Annotated in this window: 18 protein-coding genes and 1 tRNA gene; 11 read left to right on the plus strand and 8 right to left on the minus strand. The window is 71.9% G+C overall.

Annotated features, from left to right (window positions below; translation table 11 throughout):
- Positions 1-636 precede the first annotated feature (636 nt).
- Positions 637-1,527 carry a hypothetical protein gene (locus Aiant_RS21445; protein ID WP_189331965.1) on the plus strand — a complete coding sequence of 297 codons (891 nt, stop codon included), beginning with the start codon at positions 637-639 and terminating at the stop codon, positions 1,525-1,527.
- A 529-nt stretch (positions 1,528-2,056) separates the two neighbouring features.
- Here Aiant_RS21445 and Aiant_RS21450 read toward each other — a convergent pair.
- Positions 2,057-2,869: a DUF881 domain-containing protein gene (locus Aiant_RS21450; RefSeq protein WP_189331964.1), complete on the minus strand. Its 813-nt coding sequence runs from the start codon at positions 2,867-2,869 to the stop codon at positions 2,057-2,059.
- Between the two features lie 173 nt (positions 2,870-3,042).
- On the opposite strand from Aiant_RS21450, the gene Aiant_RS21455 reads away from it, so the two are divergent.
- The gene (locus Aiant_RS21455; RefSeq protein ID WP_185038488.1) at positions 3,043-3,306 is read left to right on the plus strand and encodes a cell division protein CrgA; all 264 of its coding nucleotides are present in this window, start codon (positions 3,043-3,045) and stop codon (positions 3,304-3,306) included.
- Between the two features lie 157 nt (positions 3,307-3,463).
- Positions 3,464-5,611, plus strand: coding sequence for a (Fe-S)-binding protein (locus Aiant_RS21460; RefSeq protein ID WP_189331963.1), 2,148 nt, complete (start codon positions 3,464-3,466; stop codon positions 5,609-5,611).
- A gap of 25 nt (positions 5,612-5,636) precedes the next feature.
- Here the strand turns inward: Aiant_RS21460 and Aiant_RS21465 are convergent, their stop codons facing one another.
- On the minus strand, positions 5,637-6,299 hold the full coding sequence (locus Aiant_RS21465) for a GOLPH3/VPS74 family protein (protein ID WP_189331962.1): 663 nt from the start codon (positions 6,297-6,299) through the stop codon (positions 5,637-5,639).
- 86 nt (positions 6,300-6,385) lie between these two features.
- Here Aiant_RS21465 and Aiant_RS21470 point away from each other — a divergent pair, with 86 nt between their 5' ends.
- The 5 genes from Aiant_RS21470 (at position 6,386) to Aiant_RS21490 (ending at position 10,948) form a co-directional block, all read left to right on the plus strand.
- Positions 6,386-7,723: a hemolysin family protein gene (locus tag Aiant_RS21470; RefSeq protein WP_189331961.1), complete on the plus strand. Its 1,338-nt coding sequence runs from the start codon at positions 6,386-6,388 to the stop codon at positions 7,721-7,723.
- Positions 7,716-8,753 carry a hemolysin family protein gene (locus Aiant_RS21475; protein WP_189331960.1) on the plus strand — a complete coding sequence of 346 codons (1,038 nt, stop codon included), beginning with the start codon at positions 7,716-7,718 and terminating at the stop codon, positions 8,751-8,753. The genes Aiant_RS21470 and Aiant_RS21475 overlap by 8 nt, the downstream gene beginning before the upstream one ends.
- Positions 8,754-8,872: 119 nt before the next feature.
- The gene (locus tag Aiant_RS21480; RefSeq protein WP_189331959.1) at positions 8,873-9,730 is read left to right on the plus strand and encodes a laminin G domain-containing protein; all 858 of its coding nucleotides are present in this window, start codon (positions 8,873-8,875) and stop codon (positions 9,728-9,730) included.
- A 46-nt stretch (positions 9,731-9,776) separates the two neighbouring features.
- Positions 9,777-10,100, plus strand: a complete 324-nt coding sequence (locus Aiant_RS21485; RefSeq protein WP_212847122.1) for a PadR family transcriptional regulator — start codon at positions 9,777-9,779, stop codon at positions 10,098-10,100.
- The gene (locus tag Aiant_RS21490) at positions 10,097-10,948 is read left to right on the plus strand and encodes a hypothetical protein (protein WP_189331958.1); all 852 of its coding nucleotides are present in this window, start codon (positions 10,097-10,099) and stop codon (positions 10,946-10,948) included. Before Aiant_RS21485 ends, Aiant_RS21490 begins: the two co-directional genes overlap by 4 nt.
- 6 nt (positions 10,949-10,954) lie before the next feature.
- Here Aiant_RS21490 and Aiant_RS21495 read toward each other — a convergent pair whose 3' ends face one another.
- The 3 genes from Aiant_RS21495 to Aiant_RS21505 all read right to left on the minus strand — a co-directional run bounded on the left by Aiant_RS21495 (position 10,955) and on the right by Aiant_RS21505 (position 15,826).
- A complete protein-coding gene (locus tag Aiant_RS21495; protein ID WP_212847123.1) occupies positions 10,955-13,801 on the minus strand; it encodes a hypothetical protein in 2,847 nt (948 codons plus the stop codon).
- Between the two features lie 687 nt (positions 13,802-14,488).
- A tRNA-Gly gene (locus Aiant_RS21500) sits at positions 14,489-14,559 on the minus strand.
- Between the two features lie 760 nt (positions 14,560-15,319).
- On the minus strand, positions 15,320-15,826 hold the full coding sequence (locus tag Aiant_RS21505; protein WP_189331956.1) for a pyridoxamine 5'-phosphate oxidase family protein: 507 nt from the start codon (positions 15,824-15,826) through the stop codon (positions 15,320-15,322).
- 102 nt (positions 15,827-15,928) lie between these two features.
- On the opposite strand from Aiant_RS21505, the gene dcd reads away from it, so the two are divergent.
- Complete coding sequence (gene dcd / locus Aiant_RS21510; protein WP_189331955.1) at positions 15,929-16,507, plus strand: dCTP deaminase; 579 nt, start codon at positions 15,929-15,931, stop codon at positions 16,505-16,507.
- Between the two features lie 51 nt (positions 16,508-16,558).
- On the opposite strand, the gene Aiant_RS21515 is transcribed toward dcd, so the two are convergent.
- The gene (locus Aiant_RS21515) at positions 16,559-17,065 is read right to left on the minus strand and encodes a YcxB family protein (RefSeq protein WP_189331954.1); all 507 of its coding nucleotides are present in this window, start codon (positions 17,063-17,065) and stop codon (positions 16,559-16,561) included.
- Between the two features lie 204 nt (positions 17,066-17,269).
- On the opposite strand from Aiant_RS21515, the gene Aiant_RS21520 reads away from it, so the two are divergent.
- Positions 17,270-17,548, plus strand: a complete 279-nt coding sequence (locus Aiant_RS21520; RefSeq protein WP_189332322.1) for a YciI family protein — start codon at positions 17,270-17,272, stop codon at positions 17,546-17,548.
- A 107-nt stretch (positions 17,549-17,655) separates the two neighbouring features.
- On the opposite strand, the gene Aiant_RS21525 is transcribed toward Aiant_RS21520, so the two are convergent.
- Positions 17,656-18,198 (minus strand): phosphoribosyltransferase, encoded by a 543-nt coding sequence (locus tag Aiant_RS21525; RefSeq protein ID WP_189331953.1) that lies wholly within the window; start codon positions 18,196-18,198, stop codon positions 17,656-17,658.
- 124 nt (positions 18,199-18,322) lie between these two features.
- Here Aiant_RS21525 and Aiant_RS21530 point away from each other — a divergent pair, with 124 nt between their 5' ends.
- Positions 18,323-19,450: a PP2C family protein-serine/threonine phosphatase gene (locus tag Aiant_RS21530; protein ID WP_189331952.1), complete on the plus strand. Its 1,128-nt coding sequence runs from the start codon at positions 18,323-18,325 to the stop codon at positions 19,448-19,450.
- Here the strand turns inward: Aiant_RS21530 and Aiant_RS21535 are convergent.
- The gene (locus Aiant_RS21535) at positions 19,447-19,599 is read right to left on the minus strand and encodes a hypothetical protein (protein WP_189331951.1); all 153 of its coding nucleotides are present in this window, start codon (positions 19,597-19,599) and stop codon (positions 19,447-19,449) included. The two genes, Aiant_RS21530 and Aiant_RS21535, sit on opposite strands and share 4 nt — an antisense overlap.
- Positions 19,600-19,776 lie beyond the last annotated feature (177 nt).

Consider the following 19,776-nt stretch of genomic DNA (forward strand, 5'->3'; position numbering starts at 1 on the left):
GATGCCGGAACGGGCTTTTCGGCCGTCTCCGGGGATTTCCGGGGCGTTTCCGGGGTGCTCGCGGTCGCTTGGCCGGGGATGGGTGCGCTCGGATGCGTCGGCCAGGTGCCCGCCGGAGTAGCGGCCGGCGACGTAGGCGGCACAGCGGCGGCCGACGCGGGCGGCACCGCCGCAGGCGACGTAGCGGCCGACAGGCCGGTGGAGGGCGCGCCGGCGGCTGGTGGCCCAGGGTTGCCCGGCGCCGCGGGGCTGCCGAGTGCTCCGCGGCTACCGAGTGCTGTGGGGCTGCCGAGTGCTGTGGGGCTGTCGAGTGCTCCGCGGCTCCCGAGTGATGTGGGGCTGGCCGGTGATCCGGGGCTGGTGAGTGGCGCTGGGGTCCCGGGCTGCACCGGGTTGCCCAGTGGGGCGCCGGTGCCGAGGAACGCGGGGGCACTCCGCGGAGCCGCTGGTGACGAAGCGGCGGCGCTCACCTGCGCCGGCCAGGCGGTCGTGGACGCGGCCGGTGATCCAGGTGCCGGAGTGCTCGCGGCGCCGCTGGTCTCGATGCGACCGGTCGCGTCCGGATCCCAGGCGGGTGCGGCTGGACCGGCCGGCTCGGCCGCGGGGCGCCGCCCGGAAACCGGGGCGGTCTGCCGAGTGGGCTCGGCAGACCAGTCACTCGCCGCCGGGCTGCCGGGCTTCGCCGTCTCCGCGGACCAGGCGGCGGCAGGGCTGCTGGGCTTCGTCGCCGCGGACCTGCCGGTCGCGGGGCTGCTGGGCTTCGCCTCTCCGGACCAGCCGGTGCCGGGCTTTATGTCTCCGGGCCACCCGGTGGCGGCGCTCGGAGTGACGGGCTCCGCCACCCGGCCGCTTGATGACGCGGTCCCGGCGGACCAGCCGGCGGCGGGGCTGCCCGGCGTGGCGGCCTCCGGAGCGCGGCTGTTGGGTGTGGCGGTGCTGGCGGACCAGTCGGCGGTGGGGCTGCCCGGCAAGGTGGGCTCGGAGTGTGCGCTGGTGGCGGGGCTGCTCGGTGTGGCGGCCGCGGTGGACCAGCCGGCAGCACTGCTGTTCGGCGTGGCGGTGCCGGTCGACCAGTCAGCGGTGGGGCTGCCCAGGCTGGGCTCGGAGTGTGCGCTGGTGGCAGCACTGCCCGGCGTGGTGGTCCCGGCGGACCAGGCGGCAGCGGGACTGGTCGGTGTGCCGGTCCCGGCGGGCCAACTGGCGGCGGGACTGGTCGAGGTGACTGTCCCCGGCGACCAGGCAGGACTGCTCGGCGAGCTGGGACCGCCCGCGGTGGCAGGGCTGCTGGGTGCGGCGGACCAGCCGGTGGCGGCGGGGCTGCTCGGGGTGGATGGCTGCGCGGACCAGGCGCCCGGGGCCGGGCTCTGCGGCCGGGTCGGCTCGGTGTTCCAGCTCGGCCCGGCCGACGATCCGGCGAGGGGCGCAGCCGAGGAACCGGCGAGGGGCGCGGCCGAGGGACCGGTGTGCGATCCGCCGATCGGCGCGGCCGATGATCCGGCGAGCGGTCCGGACGGCGATCCGGCGTGAGGCGCGGCCGAGGATCCGGCCGTGGAACCGGTGGGTGATCCGGCGAGCGGCGCCGCTGATCCGGCCGGGGGGACCGGCGCGGCGGGATCTGCCGGACGCACGGGCGGCTCGCCGGCCCGTGCGGCGGTCAGCCCGCCGACCGGGATCTGCTGGGTGTCGCCGGCGGGCGCGTGGGACGGCTCCGGGCGTACCGAAAGCGGGTCTTGATCGTCGCCCTTGGCGAAGAAATCGAAACTCTCCGGCGTGGCCGGGGCCGACGGCATCGCGCGGCGGCGGGCCGCCGCGGCGGCCGCGCTGACCTCGTCGACACCCTTTTCGGTACGCCCGCTGTCCGGCACCGGGCGCGACGGCGCGGCCGGGCTCACGTTCGCACCCAGGCCCACCGGTGGGATCAGCGGCCCACCGGGCACCCCGTCCGGCGACGTGTCGCTGACCCGCGGGATGTACGCGGTCTGCGCCTCGGAGTCGGGAGCACGGTGCCGTCCCCTGCTGCTCGGGCTGCTGCCCGGGTATTCCGCGGGCGTGCTCGTCACTGGGCAGCCTGTGCGGATCGGAGGTCGGTCGACCCGTCGTACGCCGGCACTGTCACGTCCTTTTCGTTCCTTTCCGCATAACCGAGCCCGAAGTCGGCGACGGCCTCACGGAACTGTCTGACTCCTTCTGCGGACTCCAACGCACGATGCAGCGCTGTGGGTTCGCCGATTGCCGTGATCTTGAAGGGCGGGGAGAAAACCTGGTTGTGAAGGAGCAGCGTGTTGCCGACACAGCGTACCGCGCTGGTGCTGATCACCCGCACATTCATGATCGTCATGGCCTCGGCGCCGCCGGCCCACATCGCGTTCACGACGGCCTGGACATCGCCCTGGTGAACGACCAGATCGTCGTTGTCCGGAGCGTTGTCGCCGAAGTCGGATCCGCGCCGCGGTGAGTCGTTCAGCGTGACCGTGAGGCCGGGGCCGTGCAGGGCGGTGAACCCGGCCGGCTCGCGGATCGCGTCGGCGCGCTGGCGGGCGTCCTTGACCGGGGTGTCCACCTCGGCGAGCCGGGCCGCCTCGGCGTCGACCTCGGCCCGGAGCGCGGCCGCGCGTTTTTCGCTGTCGGCGAGGCGGTCCCGCTTGTCGGCGATCAACTGGGCCAGTTGCGGCCGCCGGTCGTCGCGCAGCGCCGTGCCGTCGGCGGTCGTCGCGGACGTGGTGAAGAGCAGGCCCGCGGCCAGCGCGATCAGCGGTACCCCGACGGACCAGATGGTCCGCCGGCCACCGCGGCGTGGACTCAGCCCGCGGGCCGCGCGCCGCAGCGCGAGCTGCCAGGAGGCGCCGTCGCGTCCACCTTGAAAAGCCACCCGGCCTCCCGCGAGAAGTAGACGCCGGGTATTTTCTCGCCCCGGCGGGTGCCTGTCCGCACGCTGTCTTGATTACGCTAGCTGGCGAACAGTATTCGCCACGGGCAGCATTCGGAGTCCCCGGAGCCGCTCACCGGTGGTTGTTCACCACTTGTTGCCCTCAGGAGAGTTCCGTGCCCAAGTCGCAGGTTCGTAAGAAGAAGGTCTACACGCCGCCCTCGGACATCCGTCCCGCGGTCGCGGCGGCGTCCAAGAAGCCGAGCCCGGTCTGGCTGCCCGCCACCGCGGTGACCCTCATCGTGGTCGGCATCGCCTGGCTGGTCATCTACTACCTGTCCTCCCAGGAGTACCCGGTGGAGAGCTGGCGGTATTGGAACCTGGCGGTCGGTTTCGGCTGCATGGTGGCCTCGCTGGGCATTCTCTCCCGCTGGCGCTGAGCCGGGAAGTAGATTCGTCTGCACCAAGCGCACCCCCGCCCGGCGTGGGGTGCGCTTTTGGTGAAGTGCCGTAGGTCCTTGACCGGCGGCCCGCACCAGCCTATTACTCATGGGTAACATAGGCTGGCGCCCAGCCGACTGAGGAGGCACAACACACATGGGCTACGCGCAGATCATCGCCACCGTGCTGTCGGTGGCGGTCACGGTGGTGGCCGTCGCCCTCGCGGTGCGTGCCGTTCTCACGATCACCAAGGTGATCCGGTCCGGCCAGCCCGCGCCGGAGCGGTTCACCGACAAGGGCACCCGGACCAAGACCCTGCTCAAGGAGTCGGTCGGGCACACCCGGATGCTGAAGTGGTCCGCCATCGGCGCGGCCCACTGGTTCGTGATGTTCTCCTTCATCATCCTGTCGTCGCTGGTCCTCGAGGCGTATTTCGAGGCCGTGACGCCGGACGGTGAGCTGCCGATCATCGGCCACTGGGCGATCTTCGGGTTCGTCACCGAGTGGTTCGGGATCCTCGGCACGATCGGCATCCTCTACCTGATCTTCGTACGCCAGCGGCAGAAGCCGGGCGCGGTCAAGCGCAGCCGGTTCCTCGGCTCGACCATGTGGCAGGCGTACTTCGTCGAGTCGATCATCGTCGGCGTGCTGGTCTGCGGCTTCCTGATCCGCGGGCTCAAGGTCGCCAACGACACGTTCCCGTACCCGGTGTGGGCCGCCCCGCTGTCGCACGCGATCGGCAGCGTCATGCCCGCCTGGGAGGACGGCCCCACCTGGGTCGCGCTGGTGAAACTGCTCATCTCGATGGGCTGGCTGATCACCATCTCGCTGAACCCGACGATGGGCGTGGCCTGGCACCGCTTCCTGGCGTTCTTCAACATCTTCTTCAAGCGCAGCCCGGAGAAGCCGGCCGGTTCCGGCCTCGGCGCGCTGAAGCCGATGATGAGCGAGGGCAAGCCGCTCGACTTCGAGGAGGCCGACCCGGAGAAGGACCTGTTCGGTGTCGCCCAGGTCGAGCAGTTCACCTGGAAGGGCCTGCTCGACTTCTCCACCTGCACCGAGTGCGGCCGCTGCCAGTCGCAGTGCCCGGCGTGGAACACCGCCAAGCCGCTCTCGCCGAAACTGCTGGTGCTGTCGTTGCGCGACCACGCGTACGCAAAAGCCCCTTATCTTCTCGCCGGCGGCGGCAAGGACCTGACCGGCGAGGAGAAGGCCACCGAGGCCCAGCTCGCGCACATGGACGTGCTGGCGCTCGCCGAGGGCAACCGCCCGCTGATCGGCGGCGTCGACGAGAACGGCGTGATCGACCCGGACGTGCTCTGGTCCTGCACCACCTGCGGCGCCTGCGTCGAGCAGTGCCCGGTCGACATCGAGCACATCGACCACATCGTCGACATGCGGCGTTACCAGGTGCTGATCGAGTCGTCGTTCCCCAGCGAGGCCGGCGTCATGCTGCGCAACCTGGAGAACAAGGGCAACCCGTGGGGCGCCCCGCAGAACACCCGCGAGGACTGGACCAAGGGCCTGGACTTCGAGGTGCCGCGGGTCGGCGAGGTCGAGGACTTCGACTACCTGTTCTGGGTCGGCTGCGCCGGCGCGTTCGAGGACCGGGCCAAGAAGACCACTCGCGCGGTGGCCACGCTGCTGCACGAGGCCGGGGTCAACTACGCGATCCTGGGCGAGGGCGAGACCTGCACCGGCGACCCGGCGCGGCGGATCGGCAACGAGTTCATCTTCCAGATGCTCGCCCAGCAGAACGTCGAGACCCTCAACGAGGCGTTCGGCGACCAGAAGGTCAAGCGGATCGTCGCGACCTGCCCGCACTGCTTCAACACGCTCGGCAACGAGTACGAGCAGCTCGGCCTGAAGGTCGAGGTCGTGCACCACACGCAGCTGCTGGCCCACCTGGTCAAGGAGGGCAAGCTCACCCCGGTCCAGCCGATCGAGGGCGACATCACCTATCACGACCCGTGCTACCTCGGCCGGCACAACCGGGTCTTCGACGCGCCCCGCGAGGTCCTCGGCGAGACCGGCAACCTCATCGAGATGCCGCGTAACTCCGAGCGCTCCTTCTGCTGCGGCGCCGGCGGCGCCCGGATGTGGATGGAGGAGCGGATCGGCAAGCGGATCAACGTCGAGCGGACCGAGGAAGCCCTCGCGACCGGCGCGAAGACGATCGCGGTGGGCTGCCCGTTCTGCTACACGATGATCGGCGACGGCGTGACCGGCAAGGGCAAGCAGGAAGAGGTCGAGGTGGTCGACGTGGCCACCGTGCTGCTCCGCTCGCTCAAGCAGGAAGCCTGACGGTTTCTCGCGCGGCGGCCGGCTCTCAGGAGCCGGCCGCCGCTGCCGTGGTGGCGGCGATCGCGCCCGCCATGATCGCGGCCTGCACCTCCTGGATCGACTTGCGCACCGCGGCCGACGCCCAGTCGCCCTCGCCGATCTGCTTCAACCGGGCCCGGACCCGCTTGCGGTCCAGGTCCGCGAAGACCTTGCGGTCCAGCTCGGTCGCGGCGACCAGAGAGCACAGAGCTGACGTACGCGCATCCACCGCCCCGTCGCTCAGCACCGCCGCCCGCATCCGCTGCCGCGCGTCGGTCTCGGCCACCGGCTCCGTCCCGTACGCCGCGGGATACGTCGTCCGGGGGAAGATCCAGAGCACCGTTCCGTGCTCGACCCGCAGAATCTCGGCAGAAACCAGGTGATCCAAGACACGTTGCCGCGTCCCCTTTGCGAACTTCGTCACCCAGTGACCGGGCTTGCGGGAGCGGCCGTCGTCGCGGATCCGCGCCAGCGCCTCGTCCACGAACGGGTCTCCGGTCGGGCTCGCGTCGGCGACCACGACCTTCTTGTCCGCCACGTCGATCCGGCCGGACAGGGCCAGTTCCAGCAACAACGCGCCGCCGAGGCCGTAGTCCAGGCGGGTGCTGTCGTGGATCTTGCGACCCTCGTCGTCGTACGCCAGCAGCAACAGCTCCCCGAGAAGGTTCATGCCAAGACGTTAGATCGGGCTGTCATCCACAGGGTTAGTACCGGAAGGTCCGAGTCCGGCAGAATGAGGGCCGAGGTGAAGCGATCATGGACGGCCTGCTCCTGACCGCGGTGCTCCCGCTGGCGGCTTTCGCGCTGCTGACGGTGGGCAACGCGTTTTTTGTGGCCGCCGAGTTCGGGTTGGTCACCGTCGACCGGGCGGAGATCGATCAGCGCGCCGCGGCGGGTGACCGCCGCGCCGGGACGGTCCGCACCGCGCTGCACGAGCTCTCCTTCCAGCTCTCCGGCGCCCAGCTCGGCATCACGCTGACGGCACTGCTCACCGGCTACCTGGCCGAGCCGGCCCTGTCCCGGCTGATCACGCCGGTGGTCGAGCCGATCGCCGGCTCCGCCACCGAGACGGTCACCCACGTTCTCGCCCTGGTCGTCGCCACCCTGCTGTCGATGCTCTTCGGCGAGCTGGTGCCGAAAAACGCGGCGCTGGCCCGGCCGATGGGCCTGGCGCTGGCCACCGCCGCCCCGCTGCGCGGCTTCTCCCGGCTCTTCAAGCCGATGATCACCGCGCTGAACGGGACGGCCAACTGGCTGGTCCGCCGGATCGGCATCGAGCCGCAGGAGGAGCTGGCCAGCGCCCGCTCGCCGGAGGAGCTGGGCCTGCTCGCCGCGATCAGCGCCCGGGCCGGCGCGCTGCCGACGGACACCGCGACGCTGATGCGCCGGACCATCCGGTTCGGTGAGAAACGCGCGGCGAAAGCGATGACCCCGCGCGTCGACGTCGTCGGGCTGAAGACGACGGCCAGCGCCGCCGACCTGATCACGGTGGCCCGGCAGACCGGGCACACCCGCTTCCCGGTGTACGAGAACACCCTCGACGTGGTGACCGGCGTGGCCGGGGTCAACGACGCGCTCGGGGTGCCGCCCGAGCGCCGGGCCGCCACCAAGGTGTCGGCGCTGGCCCGCGAGCCGGTGTACGTGCCGGAGAGCCTGAGCCTGGACAAGGTGCTGGCCGCGCTCCGGGCCGCCGACGCGGACCTGGCGATCGTGGTCGATGAGTACGGCGGCACCGACGGCGTGGTCACCGTCGAGGACCTGATCGAGGAGCTGGTCGGTGAGATCGCCGACGAGTACGACACCGAGATCGGCGAGGCCGGCGCCGCGGAGCTGACCGCACCGGGCGGGGAGAAGACGTTCCTGGTCGACGGCCTCCTGCGGGAGGACGAGGTGCTGGAGCAGACCGGCTTCGCGCTGCCCGAGGGGCCTTACGAGACGCTCGCCGGCTTCCTGCTGGCCCGGCTCGGCCACATCCCGGTGGTCGGCGAGTCCCTGGAGGAGCACGGGTGGGAGTTCACCGTGATGGAGGTGGACCGGCACCGGATCGAGCAGGTCCGGGTGGTCGCCCCGCCCGAGGAGCCGGCCGATGACTAACCTGATCATCACCGCGGTGCTGCTGCTGGGGAACGGGCTCTTCGTCGGCGGGGAGTTCGCGCTGATCGCGTCCCGCCGGACGGCGCTGGAGCCGCTGGCCGCCACCTCCAAGGCGGCCCGCTGGGCGCTGTCCGCGATGAACCAGATCCCGCTGATGATCGCCGGCGCCCAGCTCGGCATCACCATCTGCTCGCTGGCGCTCGGCGCGATCGCCGAGCCGGCCCTGGCCCACCTGCTGGAGGAGCCGTTCCACGCGGCCGGCCTGCCGGAGCGGGCGGTGCACCCGGTCGCCTTCGTGCTGGCCCTGATCGTCGTGGTCTTCCTGCACACGGTGGTCGGCGAGATGGTGCCGAAAAACATCACACTGGCCGGGCCGGAGCGGTCCGCGCTGATCCTGGGCCCGTTCATGCTCGCCTTCTGCACCGCCACCAAGCCACTGCTGGTGGCGATGCGCTGGGCGTCCCGGACGGTGCTGAAACTCTGGAAGATCGAGGCGACCGACGCGGTCAAGACCGTCTTCACCGCCGAGGAGCTGGCCGGCATGGTCACCCAGGCGCGCAGCGAGGGCCTGCTCGGCTCGGAGCAGTACGCCCGGATCCACGCCGCTCTCGGGCTGAACAGCCGGACCGCGGCCGACACCCTGCTGCCCTGGTCCCGGGTGACCACGGTGGCCGCCGACGTCTCACCGGCGACGCTGGAGGCGGTGGCCACCCGCAGCGGCCGGTCCCGCTTCCCGGTGGTGCAGCGCGACACCCGGCGGGTGCTCGGGTTCGTGCACGTCAAGGACGTCCTCGGCTACTCCGGGGCACAGCGGCGGCTGCCGATCCCGGCCGAGGTGATCCGGCCGCTCGCCGTGGTGTCGCCGGAGCGCACGCTGGCCGACCTGCTGCTCACCATGCGACGGGACCGGCTGCACATCGTGCTGGTCAGCGACGGGCGGCGGCCGCTCGGCGTGATCACCCTGGACGACGTGCTGCACGCGGTGGTCGGGGAGCCGGCCGGGGCGGGGCATCCGGCGGGACGGCGCTGATCCGAGCGGTTACGGCTTGGCCATTCAGGTTCGGTGGTTCGGGCTAACGCGTACGGGTGGTCTGTTCCGTGTCCGGAGTTTCGACACGAGGGCTAAGTGACAATGCGGACAATAGCCCCATGCGTCCCTCTCGACGGCGTGCCGTTCCGCTCGGCGTCCTGTCCGCAACCCTCGTTCTGGCCGGCGTCTTCACCCTGACCCCCCGGTCCCTGGGCACACCCGCGCGTGCCCTGCCCGCCGACCGCCTGCTGCCCTCGCCGGCGGCCGGCGTGCTGATCAACACCACCCCGTTCCCGGCTCCCGCGGACCTGGGCCGGGTGCGGATGGCCACCACGCCGGTGTCGCTGCGCTACGACTTCGACCGCGGTGTCACCGAGCCGATCGTGGACACCGGCGGGCGGCACGAGCTGCGGCCGCTCGGGCAGAACGGGGGGACGCTGCGTCTCGTACCGGAAGGGACGGGCCTGGCGGTCGCCTACCCGGACCGATGCACGCTTCCCCGGGAACGGGATTGCCCTCGGGCAATCCTCGAAGGGCAGCGTGACGACAGCCTGAACCCGGGCCGCCGCCCGCTGCGCTACGGCGCGTCGGTGCTGATGACCCACGCCGACCTCGCCGACGGGGCGAACGTGGTGCAGAAGGGCTACTCGGTCGGCGGCGGCAGCCAGTTCAAGCTCCAGGTGGACCACCGGCAGGGGCACCCGAGCTGCGTGTTGGCCGGCGAGCGGAGGCGCATCTACCGCGCCGAGCCGCGGATCGACGTGGCCGACGGGCGCTGGCACGACCTGGAGTGCAATCGGATCGAGAACAGGCTGACGATGCTGGTGGACGGCGTGCCCCACGCCTCGGTGCCGGTGCCGCCGACGCTCTCGGTGGCGAACGCGGAGCCGCTGCGGGTCGGTGGCAAGGGGCCTGCTCGCGGCAACGACCAGTTCGCCGGCGAGATCGACAACGTCTTCCTGGACATCGGGGCATAGGTAGCTGGACTACATATGTAGTCGGTTTACGTATAGGCTGCCGGGCATGACGAATCCCATGCGGGAGCCGACGTACTTCATCCTGGCCGCGTTGCAGCAGGAGCCGCTGCACGGCTACGCGATCATCAAGCGGGCCGCCGAGCTGTCGCAGGGGCGGGTCAAGCCGGCCACCGGCACGCTCTACACCGCCCTCGACCGGCTCACCGGTGAGGGCTACGTGCGGGTGGTCCGGGAGGAGACGGTCAACGGCCGGGTCCGGCGCTACTACGCGCTGACCCCGGACGGGCTGGCCGCGCTCCGATTCGAGGCGGCCCGCCTGGCCGAGGCCGCCAGCGTGGTGATCCCGCACGCCGCCATGGGGTGGGCATGACCGCGCCGCTCGACGTGACCTATGGCCGCCTGCTGCGGCTCTACCCGGCGGATTTCCGCCGCGAGCGCGGCGCGGAGATGCTGGACACCCTGCTGGAGATGGCCGAGGACGACGGCCGCAGCCGGCCCGCGCCGCGCGAGACGATCGCGCTGGTGCTCACCGCGCTGCGGATGCGGGCCGGCCGGGAGTCGCCGACGCCGTGGGAGAGCTGGCTGACCGCGATCCGGACCGGCGCCCTGATGCTGATCGTCCATGCCGTGGCCTACCCGCTCGCGCTGATGACCAACGCCGCGCTGCACCGGGTTCCGGCCTTCTGGGAGATGTCCGGTCCGCCGGAGCGCACCCTGATCCCGCTGGCCCTCGCCCTGATCGCGCTGACCCTGGCTCTCTTGCGGCAGTATCTGGTGGCCGCGGTCGTGCTGGTGCCCGCCGGCTTCGCCGGTTACTGGCACCTCCTCGCGGCGTCCGCTCTGCTCGCGGTCCTGGTGCGACGCCGGCCGCTGCCACCATCGGGACTGCTTCGGTACGCCGCCCTGGCCCCGTTGCTGGTCGCGTTCCTCGGCGAGGCCGGCGGCCAACTCTTCCCGCAGATCTCCGGCATCATCGGGTTCGGCCTGCTGATGGCCCTGCCCGTCGCCGGCCTGCTGTGGCTGGCCGTCGACGAGCGGGTCGCGATGGCGCTGGGCCTGCTCTACCTGGCGGGTCTGCTCATCGGGGTGGGCCAGGTGCTGATCGACGACGTGTACAGCTGGGCCTGGACCGGCCTGAGCCTGGCGATCGCCGCCCTGCCGCCGGCGCTGCTGCTCGGCCTGGCCACGGAAACCGCCCGCCGCCAGGCCAAGCTCTGAGCCGTCCTAGCGCTTGACGGTGACCGTCTTGCTGGTCGACCGGCCGTCCAGGTAACCGGTCTTGCGGGCGATCACCGTCACGGTGAGCTTTTTGCCACGCATCGACCTGGTCAGCTTCAGGGTCTTGCCGGTGCCGACCAGCTTGCCGCCGACCCGCCACTCGTACCGGTAGGAGTCCGCCCTCGGCGACCAGGCGCCGACCGAGACCTTGACCTTGCGGCCGACCTTCGCGGTGCCGCTCACCTTCGGCCGGGTGGTGGCCCGCGGCGCCTTGCCCTTGGCGACCGCGCCGGTGGCGGCCGAGGTCGCCGTCCCGGACGGGTGTCCGGCCCGGCTCGCGGTCACCGTCACGCTCAGGCGCTTGCCCACCAGGGACGCGGTGACCGGCAGGTAAGCGCTGGTCGCCCCCTTGATCGCGACGCCGTTCGCGGTCCAGCGGTAGGTGTATCCGGTCGGCGCCGGGGTCCACGTGCCGACCGCGGCGCGCAGCGTGTTGCCGACCGCGACGGTGCCGCTGATCGCAGGCGCCCTGGTTGCCCGGAGAGCCGGGTTGGCCGGCGCCGGCGTGCCGCCCGAGAGGGTCAGGGCCGTGCCCTCCCCGTCGGCCGGCTGCGCGGTCAGCGTCCAGCCGGCCACCCCGGCGTCGGCCCAGCTCGCGGTGATCAGGCCACGGGCCTCGGAGCCGGTCAGGGTGCGGACGGTGGCGCCGGCCGAGGTGCGCAGCGTCAGCGTCCAGGAGGCGGCCGGCTTGGACAGCCACCAGGTGGCCCGGCCCGCGGTCACCACCGAGTCGATCGTGGTCAGCGCGCTCGCCGGGATGCCGGTGTTCAGCACGTGCACCCGCTCACCGGCGTCGGCGTACGCGACCCCGCCGCCGAACCGGTCCACGGTCCAGTCGTATCCGGCCCGGGCGAACATCGGCAGTTCGGAGGCCGGTACCAGGACCCGGTTCGTCTTGCCGACCAGGTCGAACAGCTGAAGCCCGTCGGCCTGGGTGGCCTGCACCAGGTAGCCGTCGCCGAGCAGCACCTCGCCGGTCGGCGCGGGGCTGACGCCCTTGGTGATCCGGTCGTAGACGCCGGCGCCGTAGTCGCAGGCGTAGTAGACGAACCGCCCGACCGCCTGCACCGCCGACGGAGCGCAGTCGTTCGTCGTGCTGAAGCCCTCGCCGTTGCCGGCCTGCACCGTGCCGTTCGCGGTGCCGTTCCAGACCAGCGAGCCCCAGACGGCGGTCGCGGTCGCGTTCTGCTTCGTCGACTTGGCGGTCGACACCCCGGGGAACTCGACGAGGTAGGGCTCGCCGCCGACACCCGAGCGGACCACGCCCCAGCGGCCGGAGAGGTCAGTGAGCCGCGGGCTGGACAGCCTGGTGTCGACGCTCGGACCGGCAGCGGCGGTGCTTCCGTTCGCCAGCAGCGTGGTGAGGTGGTCGTAGGTGCCGGCCTCCCGCCCGTGCAAGCCGGTGCCGTCCGCGACCATCCGCACGCACCGCGGCCCGTCGGTGGAGCAGTCGCCGTCCCGTCCGGCGACATAGCCGTCCACGCTGGACTTGACGATGTCCCGGTTGCCGCCGGTGCCCAGCCAGCTGCTCTGGTAGGTGCCGAGCTGGTCACCGGGGTGGTAATACGACCCGCTGGTGGCCCGGGTGAGGATGCCGCTGCCCAGCGACAGGCCGTAGACCCGGGCCGGAGCCGCCGCGATCCCGGCGACCCGGGTGCGGGTCAGGGTGCCGTCGGCCGCCTGGGCGACGCGGTAGAAGCCCCAGTCGAGGTCACCCTCACCGAGGTATTTCTCGGCGCCGGCCACCAGCACCGAGCCGTCCGGCAGCTGGGTCATCTCGCCGGCGGCCGGGTTCATCACCACGCTCATCGAGGCGTCCGTGCCGGCGACCGCGCGGGCCCACAGCTCCCGGCCTCGGTGGTCGCCCGAGCTGGCGCTGACCGGCTCGACGGCGAGCAGCGTGGAACCGGTGACGCCGAACACGTTGGAGTAGTACGCCAGCGAGCTGTCCACGGTCCGGGGCGCGGCGGTCAGGTCCGCGCGGTCGTAGACGTCGAGGGCGCCCCGGCCGGTGCGCAGGCGGATCAGCGCGTGCGGGGTCAGCCGGAAGGCGGACACCTCCCAGTCCTCGGCCGAGCCGTCGTAGCGGTCCGGCAGCGGGGTCGCCGCGGCGGTGGCGACCTTGACGATGCTGAAGTGGGTCTCGCCACCGGACCTGTAGCGCAGGATGAAGTCGGAGGCGTCCGCGGTCTCGACGGAGAACTCGGCGGCGTCCGCGGGCAGGCCGGTCACCGGGGTGTCCGTGCCGTCCTTGAGCAGGTGCCAGGTCCCGCTCGCGTCGGTGGTCACCACCGTCTCGCCGGACACCCGCTGATACTGCTGCCCGGCTGGGATGTCGACGGTCGTGGTCTGGCCACCCCTGGTCAGCGTGACGTGCGGCGCCGGGGTGGCGTAGTGGAGCGCGAGGGTGTCGGTGTGGGTGTCCGCCACCCGGAACGACTGGAACGACTGCTCGAGGAACGAGAAGTATCCGTTGTCGATGTCGTACTTCACCGGCGCGGACAGGCGCTGCGCGAGGGTGGTGGTGACGCCGGTCGCGTACTCCGTCCACAGCAGGTGGTCGTCGCCCTCCTGGATCCAGAGGAAACCGGTCTCACCCGCGTTCAGCACCTGAGTGGCTCGCGGCACCGCCCGAGCCGCGGCCGGGACCACGGTCTCGCTGCCCGCCGCGCTGCCGGCCGCCAGCGCCGCACTCCCCAGCGGCCCCACGCCGAGCGTGGCCACCAGCCCGAACGCTCCCGCTGCCGCCACCGCGGCCCGAAGCGCACGCCGATCCCGACCGTTCCTACCCACCGCGGACCTCCCCGGAGAGACAGCCGGCGACGCTCACGACGCTACTGTCCCGTTCCCACGTAAACTTCCGTGAATCGTATCAGCAGATCGATCATGATTACGCCCCTGTTTCAACGCCTTGGCTCGTCCCCGGCCGCGTTGCTCCGGTCCTGCCCCAACAGCCGCCCCGCCTGGCTCTTCTCGGCCTACGTGGTTCAGGCCGTGCAGGCTGGCGCGGCAGGTCGAGGCGGGCAAGCCGAGTCACCAGCCGATCCGGATCGGACAGAGTCGCTCGCCCCGACGCAGGTTCGCACCTGGCGTCCGACCGCGGGCACTGCTGTGTGGCCTGCTCGACCGACCAGGGCATGCCCGCAGCGCAGTCGTCTCGGCACGGTCAGCCGAGCGTTCCGCCATCGTGGGGCCCGGCGCCGCGAACGTCCGAGGACAGAACACCCACGTCCGCGCAGTCCGCGAATTACGGGCCGCGGCCGCCCGGCATATGTAAGCGGCCACCCAGTCATCGTGGTGCGAGCCGAAGGCGATGCACCGAAACCGCCCCGGCCGAGCAAGCCGAAGGCGATGCGCCCCAAACGACCCGACGACACCGCGGCCACGGGAACGCGGAGTCTGGGGGCTCGGCCCCCAGGCAGAAATGCGAGGAGGGCCCCGGTCCGCGCATTCCGCGGACACAGGGCCCTCACCACTCCGAGCGGGTGACGGGAATCGAACCCGCACTGTCAGCTTGGGAAGCTGATGTTCTGCCATTGAACTACACCCGCAAGCGGCATCACTGTACCCGATTATCCGGCTTGGTGTCGGGACCACCCCGCAGTGTGGTCATCCGTCATACCGCTGGGGCGCCACCGACGCCCCGTTCAACTCGAACATGCCGGCGGCTGGGGCGGTCGCTACTTGCCGCAGCGGTTTCGGCCCGGCCTGAATGCGCTGGTGCCGAGGGCGGTCGTTACTCGTCGCAGTGACCCTGCCCGTCGTGGCCCGCCAGGGCGCAAACATACGAAGGCGGCGCAGGCAGGGCTGGGCGGCGCGGGCAGGGCTGGGCGGCGCGGGCAGGGCTGGGCGGCGCGGGCAGGGCAAGGCGGCGCGGGCAGGGCAAGGCGGCGCGGGCAGGGCTGGGCGGCGCGGGCAGGGCAAGGCGGCGCAGGCAGGGCGGCGCAGGGCAGGACAGCGGAAGCGGCAGGGCGGGGCGGCGCAGGGCAGGGCGGCGCGGGCAGGGCGACGGGAGCGGGCATGGCGACGGGAGCGGGCATGGCGGCGGAAGCGGCAGGGCGGGGCGGCGCAGGGCAGGGCGGCGCGGGCAGGGCGACGGGAGCGGGCATGGCGGCGGAAGCGGCACTGTGGGGCGGCGTGGGCGCGGCAGCGCGAGCGGGCATGGCGGCGGAAGCGGCAGGGCGCGGCGGCGCAAGCGGGCATGAGCGGGTGCAGGTGCGGCGGCAGGGCAGGCAGACGCGGCGGCAGGGCGGGCAGCGTGGACTGGGTGGGCGCTGCGATGGCTTCCGCAGTGGTCTCGGGCGGGTGGAATCAGCCGGCCATGGCCAGCTTGCGAGGTAACTTCCGCGGGGCCCGCCATGACTGTGCGATCGGGATCGGGAGTGGGGCGGCCGCCAGGGGCACCGCGCCGGACGGGCCGTGGTGGCGCAGGGTCGCGGACTCGATGCTGAGCTCGAAGAGGCGCCAGTCGACGTCGGGCGAGGCGCGCAGCGCGCCGGCGATGGCGGTGATCGTGCGCGGGTCGCGGACCGGGAGGGCCTGGCCGGTCAGATAGGCCTCGTCGTCGCTCTCCTCGGGGGGATAGGAGTGCAGCGCGTAGCGTGGGTCGCGCTCCAGGTCGCGGCGTTTCGGCGAGTTGACCAGGAAGCAATACAGCCCCGCGCCGGCGAAGACCGGCGAGATCGGGTGCACCCGCGGGCCGCCGTCGGGACGGACGGTGGCGAGATAGCCCATGCCGGGGCCGTACTGCTGGAGGAGCGCACGGATGCCGGCGGCGAGCGACGGCTCGGCGGCGGCGAATTCGGACCAGGAAGCCATGCGGCCATTCTATCGAACATACGTTCGATCCGACCACCGAACGCGCCGATCGGGGGACAACCACCGCAACAGCGACGAAGCCCAGGTCGGTATGGTGTTGCGATGCTGCTCTCCGACCGTGACCTGGTGGCCGAGATCAAGGCCGGCGACCTCTCGCTCGAGCCCTTCGAGCCGTCGCTCATGCAGCCGTCCAGCATCGACGTGCGGTTGGACCGCTTCTTCCGGGTCTTCAACAACCACCTCTACACCCACATCGACCCGGCCGAGCAGCAGGACGAGCTCACCGCCGAGGTCGAGGTCGAGGACGGGCAGCCGTTCGTGCTGCACCCCGGCGAGTTCGTGCTGGCGTCCACGCTCGAGGTGATCACCCTCGGTCAGCAGCTCGCCGCGCGCCTGGAGGGCAAGAGCAGCCTGGGCCGCCTGGGCCTGCTCACCCACTCCACGGCCGGCTTCATCGACCCGGGCTTCTCCGGCCACGTCACGCTGGAGCTGTCCAACGTGGCGAACCTGCCGATCAAGCTCTGGCCGGGGATGAAAATCGGTCAGCTGTGCATCTTCCGGCTGTCCAGCCCGGCCGACCACCCCTATGGGTCGGCCGTTTACGGCTCGCGTTACCAGGGCCAGCGCGGCCCGACCGCGAGCCGCTCGGCGCTGAACTTCCGCACCTGGCCGACCCGCTGACCGGAACCCGTCCTCCGGACGGATGACCTCAAACCCACTGAAACCAGATCCTTACCGTACGACCTGAGCCCGCCCGCCAAGCGAACCACGGTCGACCCGGAGCCCCTGCGCGGCGGCGGCGCCGAGCACCTCCTCGACCTGGGCCGGGCTCAACCCGGTCGTCGGCACCCGCATCCACCGCCCGCCGCGCAGCCCGAACATCAGCTGCCCGGACAGCGTCTCCACGCTCCGGAACGCCCGCCACGCGTAGGCGTGCCGCCCCACCTCGTCCGAGCGGGCCACCCCGCCGTCGCTGATCTCGTAGGTGGTCAGCCGCCCGCGCCGCAGCGACCGCCGCGCCGTGCCGTTCAGCAACGTCATCGGCACCAGCACCGCGAGCGCCACCCCGCCGGCCAGCAGCCCCGGCTCCAGCACCCCGGTGGCGAGCTGCACGAGCACGGTCACCGCCAGCAGGGCCCACCCGGCGCAGCGCGCCACCAGCACCGGAGTCCGCAGCCGGCGCCGGGTGGCCGCCGCCACGAGCCCCGCGTCCGGCGCCGCAATGATCTGGATCTGCACGCCTGAAAAAGTAGCCCCAGCCCCTACAAATCATCACCATCCGGATGGCCACCGTCACCCGCCGCTCGGGTCTCGACGAGCTGCCATGTGATGGCGGCGGCACGGTGCCGGAACGCCCGAGCTCTCGACACCGGTCTGCGGGTGAGCTTTCTGCCAGCGGGTGAGGTGGCGTGCCGGGAGATCTACGATGACGCGGTGTATCTGATGATTTCGACGTACCAGAAGCCGCTCGCCGAGGTTGACCAGGCCCGGGACGCGCACCTCGCGTTCGTGGCGGGGCTGGAGGAGCGGGGGCTGTGTGTCACCGCGGGGCGGCAGGATCCGCCGGTGGGCGGCATCCTCCTGCTGGACGTGGACACCGAGGCCGAGGCGCAGGAGCTGATCGCCCAGGACCCGTACGTGGTGCGGGGCCTGGCCACCTACGCCGTGATCGGCTGGCAGATCAGCCGGGGCGCGCTCGCCGATTACCAGCGCAAGTACTGAGAGCCGCCCGGCGCCGTCCAGGGTGGATCACCCCGGGCGGCGGGCGGGTGCTCAGGGCGTACGCAAACGGGGTCTTGACGGCCTGAGGTGTCGCGGACCGGGAGCGGTCAGGGGTCCAGGTCGGCGCCGGTGAGCAGAGCGCGGATGGTGAGCTCGGCGGTCACCGGCGGCGGGCACTCGTCGACGATCGCGGCGGTGCCGAGGTATCGGGCGCCGAGCAGGGTGCGCAGGCCGCGCGCCTGTGCGCCGGTGGAGGCCCAGTCGTCGACCACCAGCACGCGGTCGTCCTCAGCCAGCAGGCGGCGGCGGACGCCGAGATGCTGGACGTCGCCGCGGTGGTCGGCCGGGACCTCGGCCCAGATCATCTCCTCGGCGATGGCCCGGCGCGCGCCGGCTCGGTACGCCTCGACGAACCCCACCCGGAGAGCCCGCGCCACGAGCGGGCCGAGCAGAAATCCGGTCACCTCCGGCGAGACCACGACGGTGGGCCGGTCGGACCGGAAGAGATCGGCGAGAGCCGGGCCCAGCGCGTCCAGGATCACCGGATCGCGCCACCAGCCGGACCGGTCGCTGACCAGATAATCGCTGGGTGGGCCGGGGTCGGTCCAGCGGAACGCGCGGCGCAGCCGGTCGCGGAGATCGTCGGTCACCGGGCCATCGTGTCATCGCCGCGCCGCCCCTCGTGGACCGACCGAATGACCCCGCAACTGACAGGTGGTCAGAACCTGATCGGACAAGGGGTCAAGTTGATGCCCGATGTGACGTGGATCGGGCATGCTGTTCGGCGGAACCATGCCTACCAACCCGCCGGGCCGCCACCCGATGAGTTCAGCGAACCGCACCGGTCTCGGTGCGGCCCTCGTGCTGCTCGCGATCGTGTCCGCCGTGGAGTCCGCGGACCGCACCTCGATCGGTTACGCCGGCCTGCTCGCCCTCGCCCCGGTCCTCGCCGCCCTCTTCGCGGTCTGGCAGTACGTGCTGGGCGTGGGTGTGGTCGCCACCCTGGTCAGCGCGGTCTTCGTGGGCCAGTCCGGCACCGCGAGCTCGGCCGGGATGGTCTACCTCCTCGGGATCATGCTGGCCACCGGCATCGCGGTGGCCGGCGCGGTGAAGCGGCAGCAGCAGGCCGATCGGATCACCGAGCTGCGCCAGCTCGCCTCGGTGGCCCAGCAGGCGGTGCTGCGCCCGATCGGGCCGCAGGTCGGCGCGCTGGCGGTGGCCGGGCGCTACATCTCGGCGACCGCGGCCGCGGACATCGGCGGTGACCTCTACGAGGCGCTGAACACGCCGTACGGTGTCCGGATCATCATCGGTGACGTGCGGGGCAAGGGGCTGGACGCGGTCCGGCTGGCCAGCATCGTCCTGGGCTCCTACCGGCACGTCGCCTACGAGCGGGCCGACCTGAAATCGATCGTGGCGGACCTGGACCGGGCGGTGGCCCGCAGCGTGGGCGACGAGGACTTCGTGACCGCGGCTCTGGTCGAGGAGCGGGGCGGCACGCTGACCATCGTCAACTGTGGACATCCGGCGCCGCTGCTGCTGCGTCGCGGGCTGGTCATTCCGCTGGAGCCGCCGGCCCCCGCGCCCCCGCTCGGGTTCATGCCCGAGGTGAAGGCGCGGGTCGAGCGGCTGGAGCCGGGTGACCGGCTGCTGCTCTTCACCGACGGCCTGGGTGAGGCCCGCCGGGACGGCGAGTTCTTCCCGACCGCCGACCGTGCCTGGCGCCTGCTGGGACACGGCACGGTCGGCGACGGGCTGGCGTCCCTGGAGACCGCGCTGGTCGACTGGGTGCACGGCCGCCTGGAGGACGACATCGCTCTGGTCCTGCTGGAGTACGCCGGTCCGGACGCCGGTGCGTCCGTCCCGGTGCCCAGCTGGGAAGTCGGTGCCGCCGGGAGTTAGGCGGCGTTGTCCTCGGGCTCGCCCGGGGCCGGCGAGGTCGGCGCGGGCAGCGGCGGGACCGGCTCGGGCAGACGGTGCCGGCCGATGTAATGGCGCGGCTGACCTGCCTGGCGTGGCTCGGGAATCAGGCTCTTGATCGTGGCGAACATGGCAAACGCCCCCCTCGACGCGTGCGGTGAAATGTTCTCCGCTGTCTATCCGGAGCAACGAGCCTCATCGGTGGGCGATACGTGGTTCCCGTGTCGAAGTAGGCAAATGGCCGAACGGCTGTACTGGTGACCACCTGATCGGAGACGTTTGGCCCTCGATCCGACGGACAACGTCCT

The sequence above is a fragment of the Actinoplanes ianthinogenes genome (genome assembly GCF_018324205.1).
GTDB classification, from domain to species: Bacteria; Actinomycetota; Actinomycetes; order Mycobacteriales; family Micromonosporaceae; genus Actinoplanes; species Actinoplanes ianthinogenes.

Bases quoted from the DNA above. Each gene is read 5' to 3' on its own strand.
- Aiant_RS21460 (WP_189331963.1), top strand. From the start codon at position 3,464: ATGGGCTACGCGCAGATCATCGCCACCGTGCTGTCGGTGGCGGTCACG.
- Aiant_RS21465 (WP_189331962.1), bottom strand. From the start codon at position 6,299: ATGAACCTTCTCGGGGAGCTGTTGCTGCTGGCGTACGACGACGAGGGT.
- Aiant_RS21470 (WP_189331961.1), top strand. From the start codon at position 6,386: ATGGACGGCCTGCTCCTGACCGCGGTGCTCCCGCTGGCGGCTTTCGCG.
- Aiant_RS21475 (WP_189331960.1), top strand. From the start codon at position 7,716: ATGACTAACCTGATCATCACCGCGGTGCTGCTGCTGGGGAACGGGCTC.
- Aiant_RS21480 (WP_189331959.1), top strand. From the start codon at position 8,873: ATGCGTCCCTCTCGACGGCGTGCCGTTCCGCTCGGCGTCCTGTCCGCA.
- Aiant_RS21485 (WP_212847122.1), top strand. From the start codon at position 9,777: ATGACGAATCCCATGCGGGAGCCGACGTACTTCATCCTGGCCGCGTTG.
- Aiant_RS21490 (WP_189331958.1), top strand. From the start codon at position 10,097: ATGACCGCGCCGCTCGACGTGACCTATGGCCGCCTGCTGCGGCTCTAC.
- Aiant_RS21505 (WP_189331956.1), bottom strand. From the start codon at position 15,826: ATGGCTTCCTGGTCCGAATTCGCCGCCGCCGAGCCGTCGCTCGCCGCC.
- dcd (WP_189331955.1), top strand. From the start codon at position 15,929: ATGCTGCTCTCCGACCGTGACCTGGTGGCCGAGATCAAGGCCGGCGAC.
- Aiant_RS21520 (WP_189332322.1), top strand. From the start codon at position 17,270: ATGATTTCGACGTACCAGAAGCCGCTCGCCGAGGTTGACCAGGCCCGG.
- Aiant_RS21530 (WP_189331952.1), top strand. From the start codon at position 18,323: ATGCTGTTCGGCGGAACCATGCCTACCAACCCGCCGGGCCGCCACCCG.
- Aiant_RS21535 (WP_189331951.1), bottom strand. From the start codon at position 19,599: ATGTTCGCCACGATCAAGAGCCTGATTCCCGAGCCACGCCAGGCAGGT.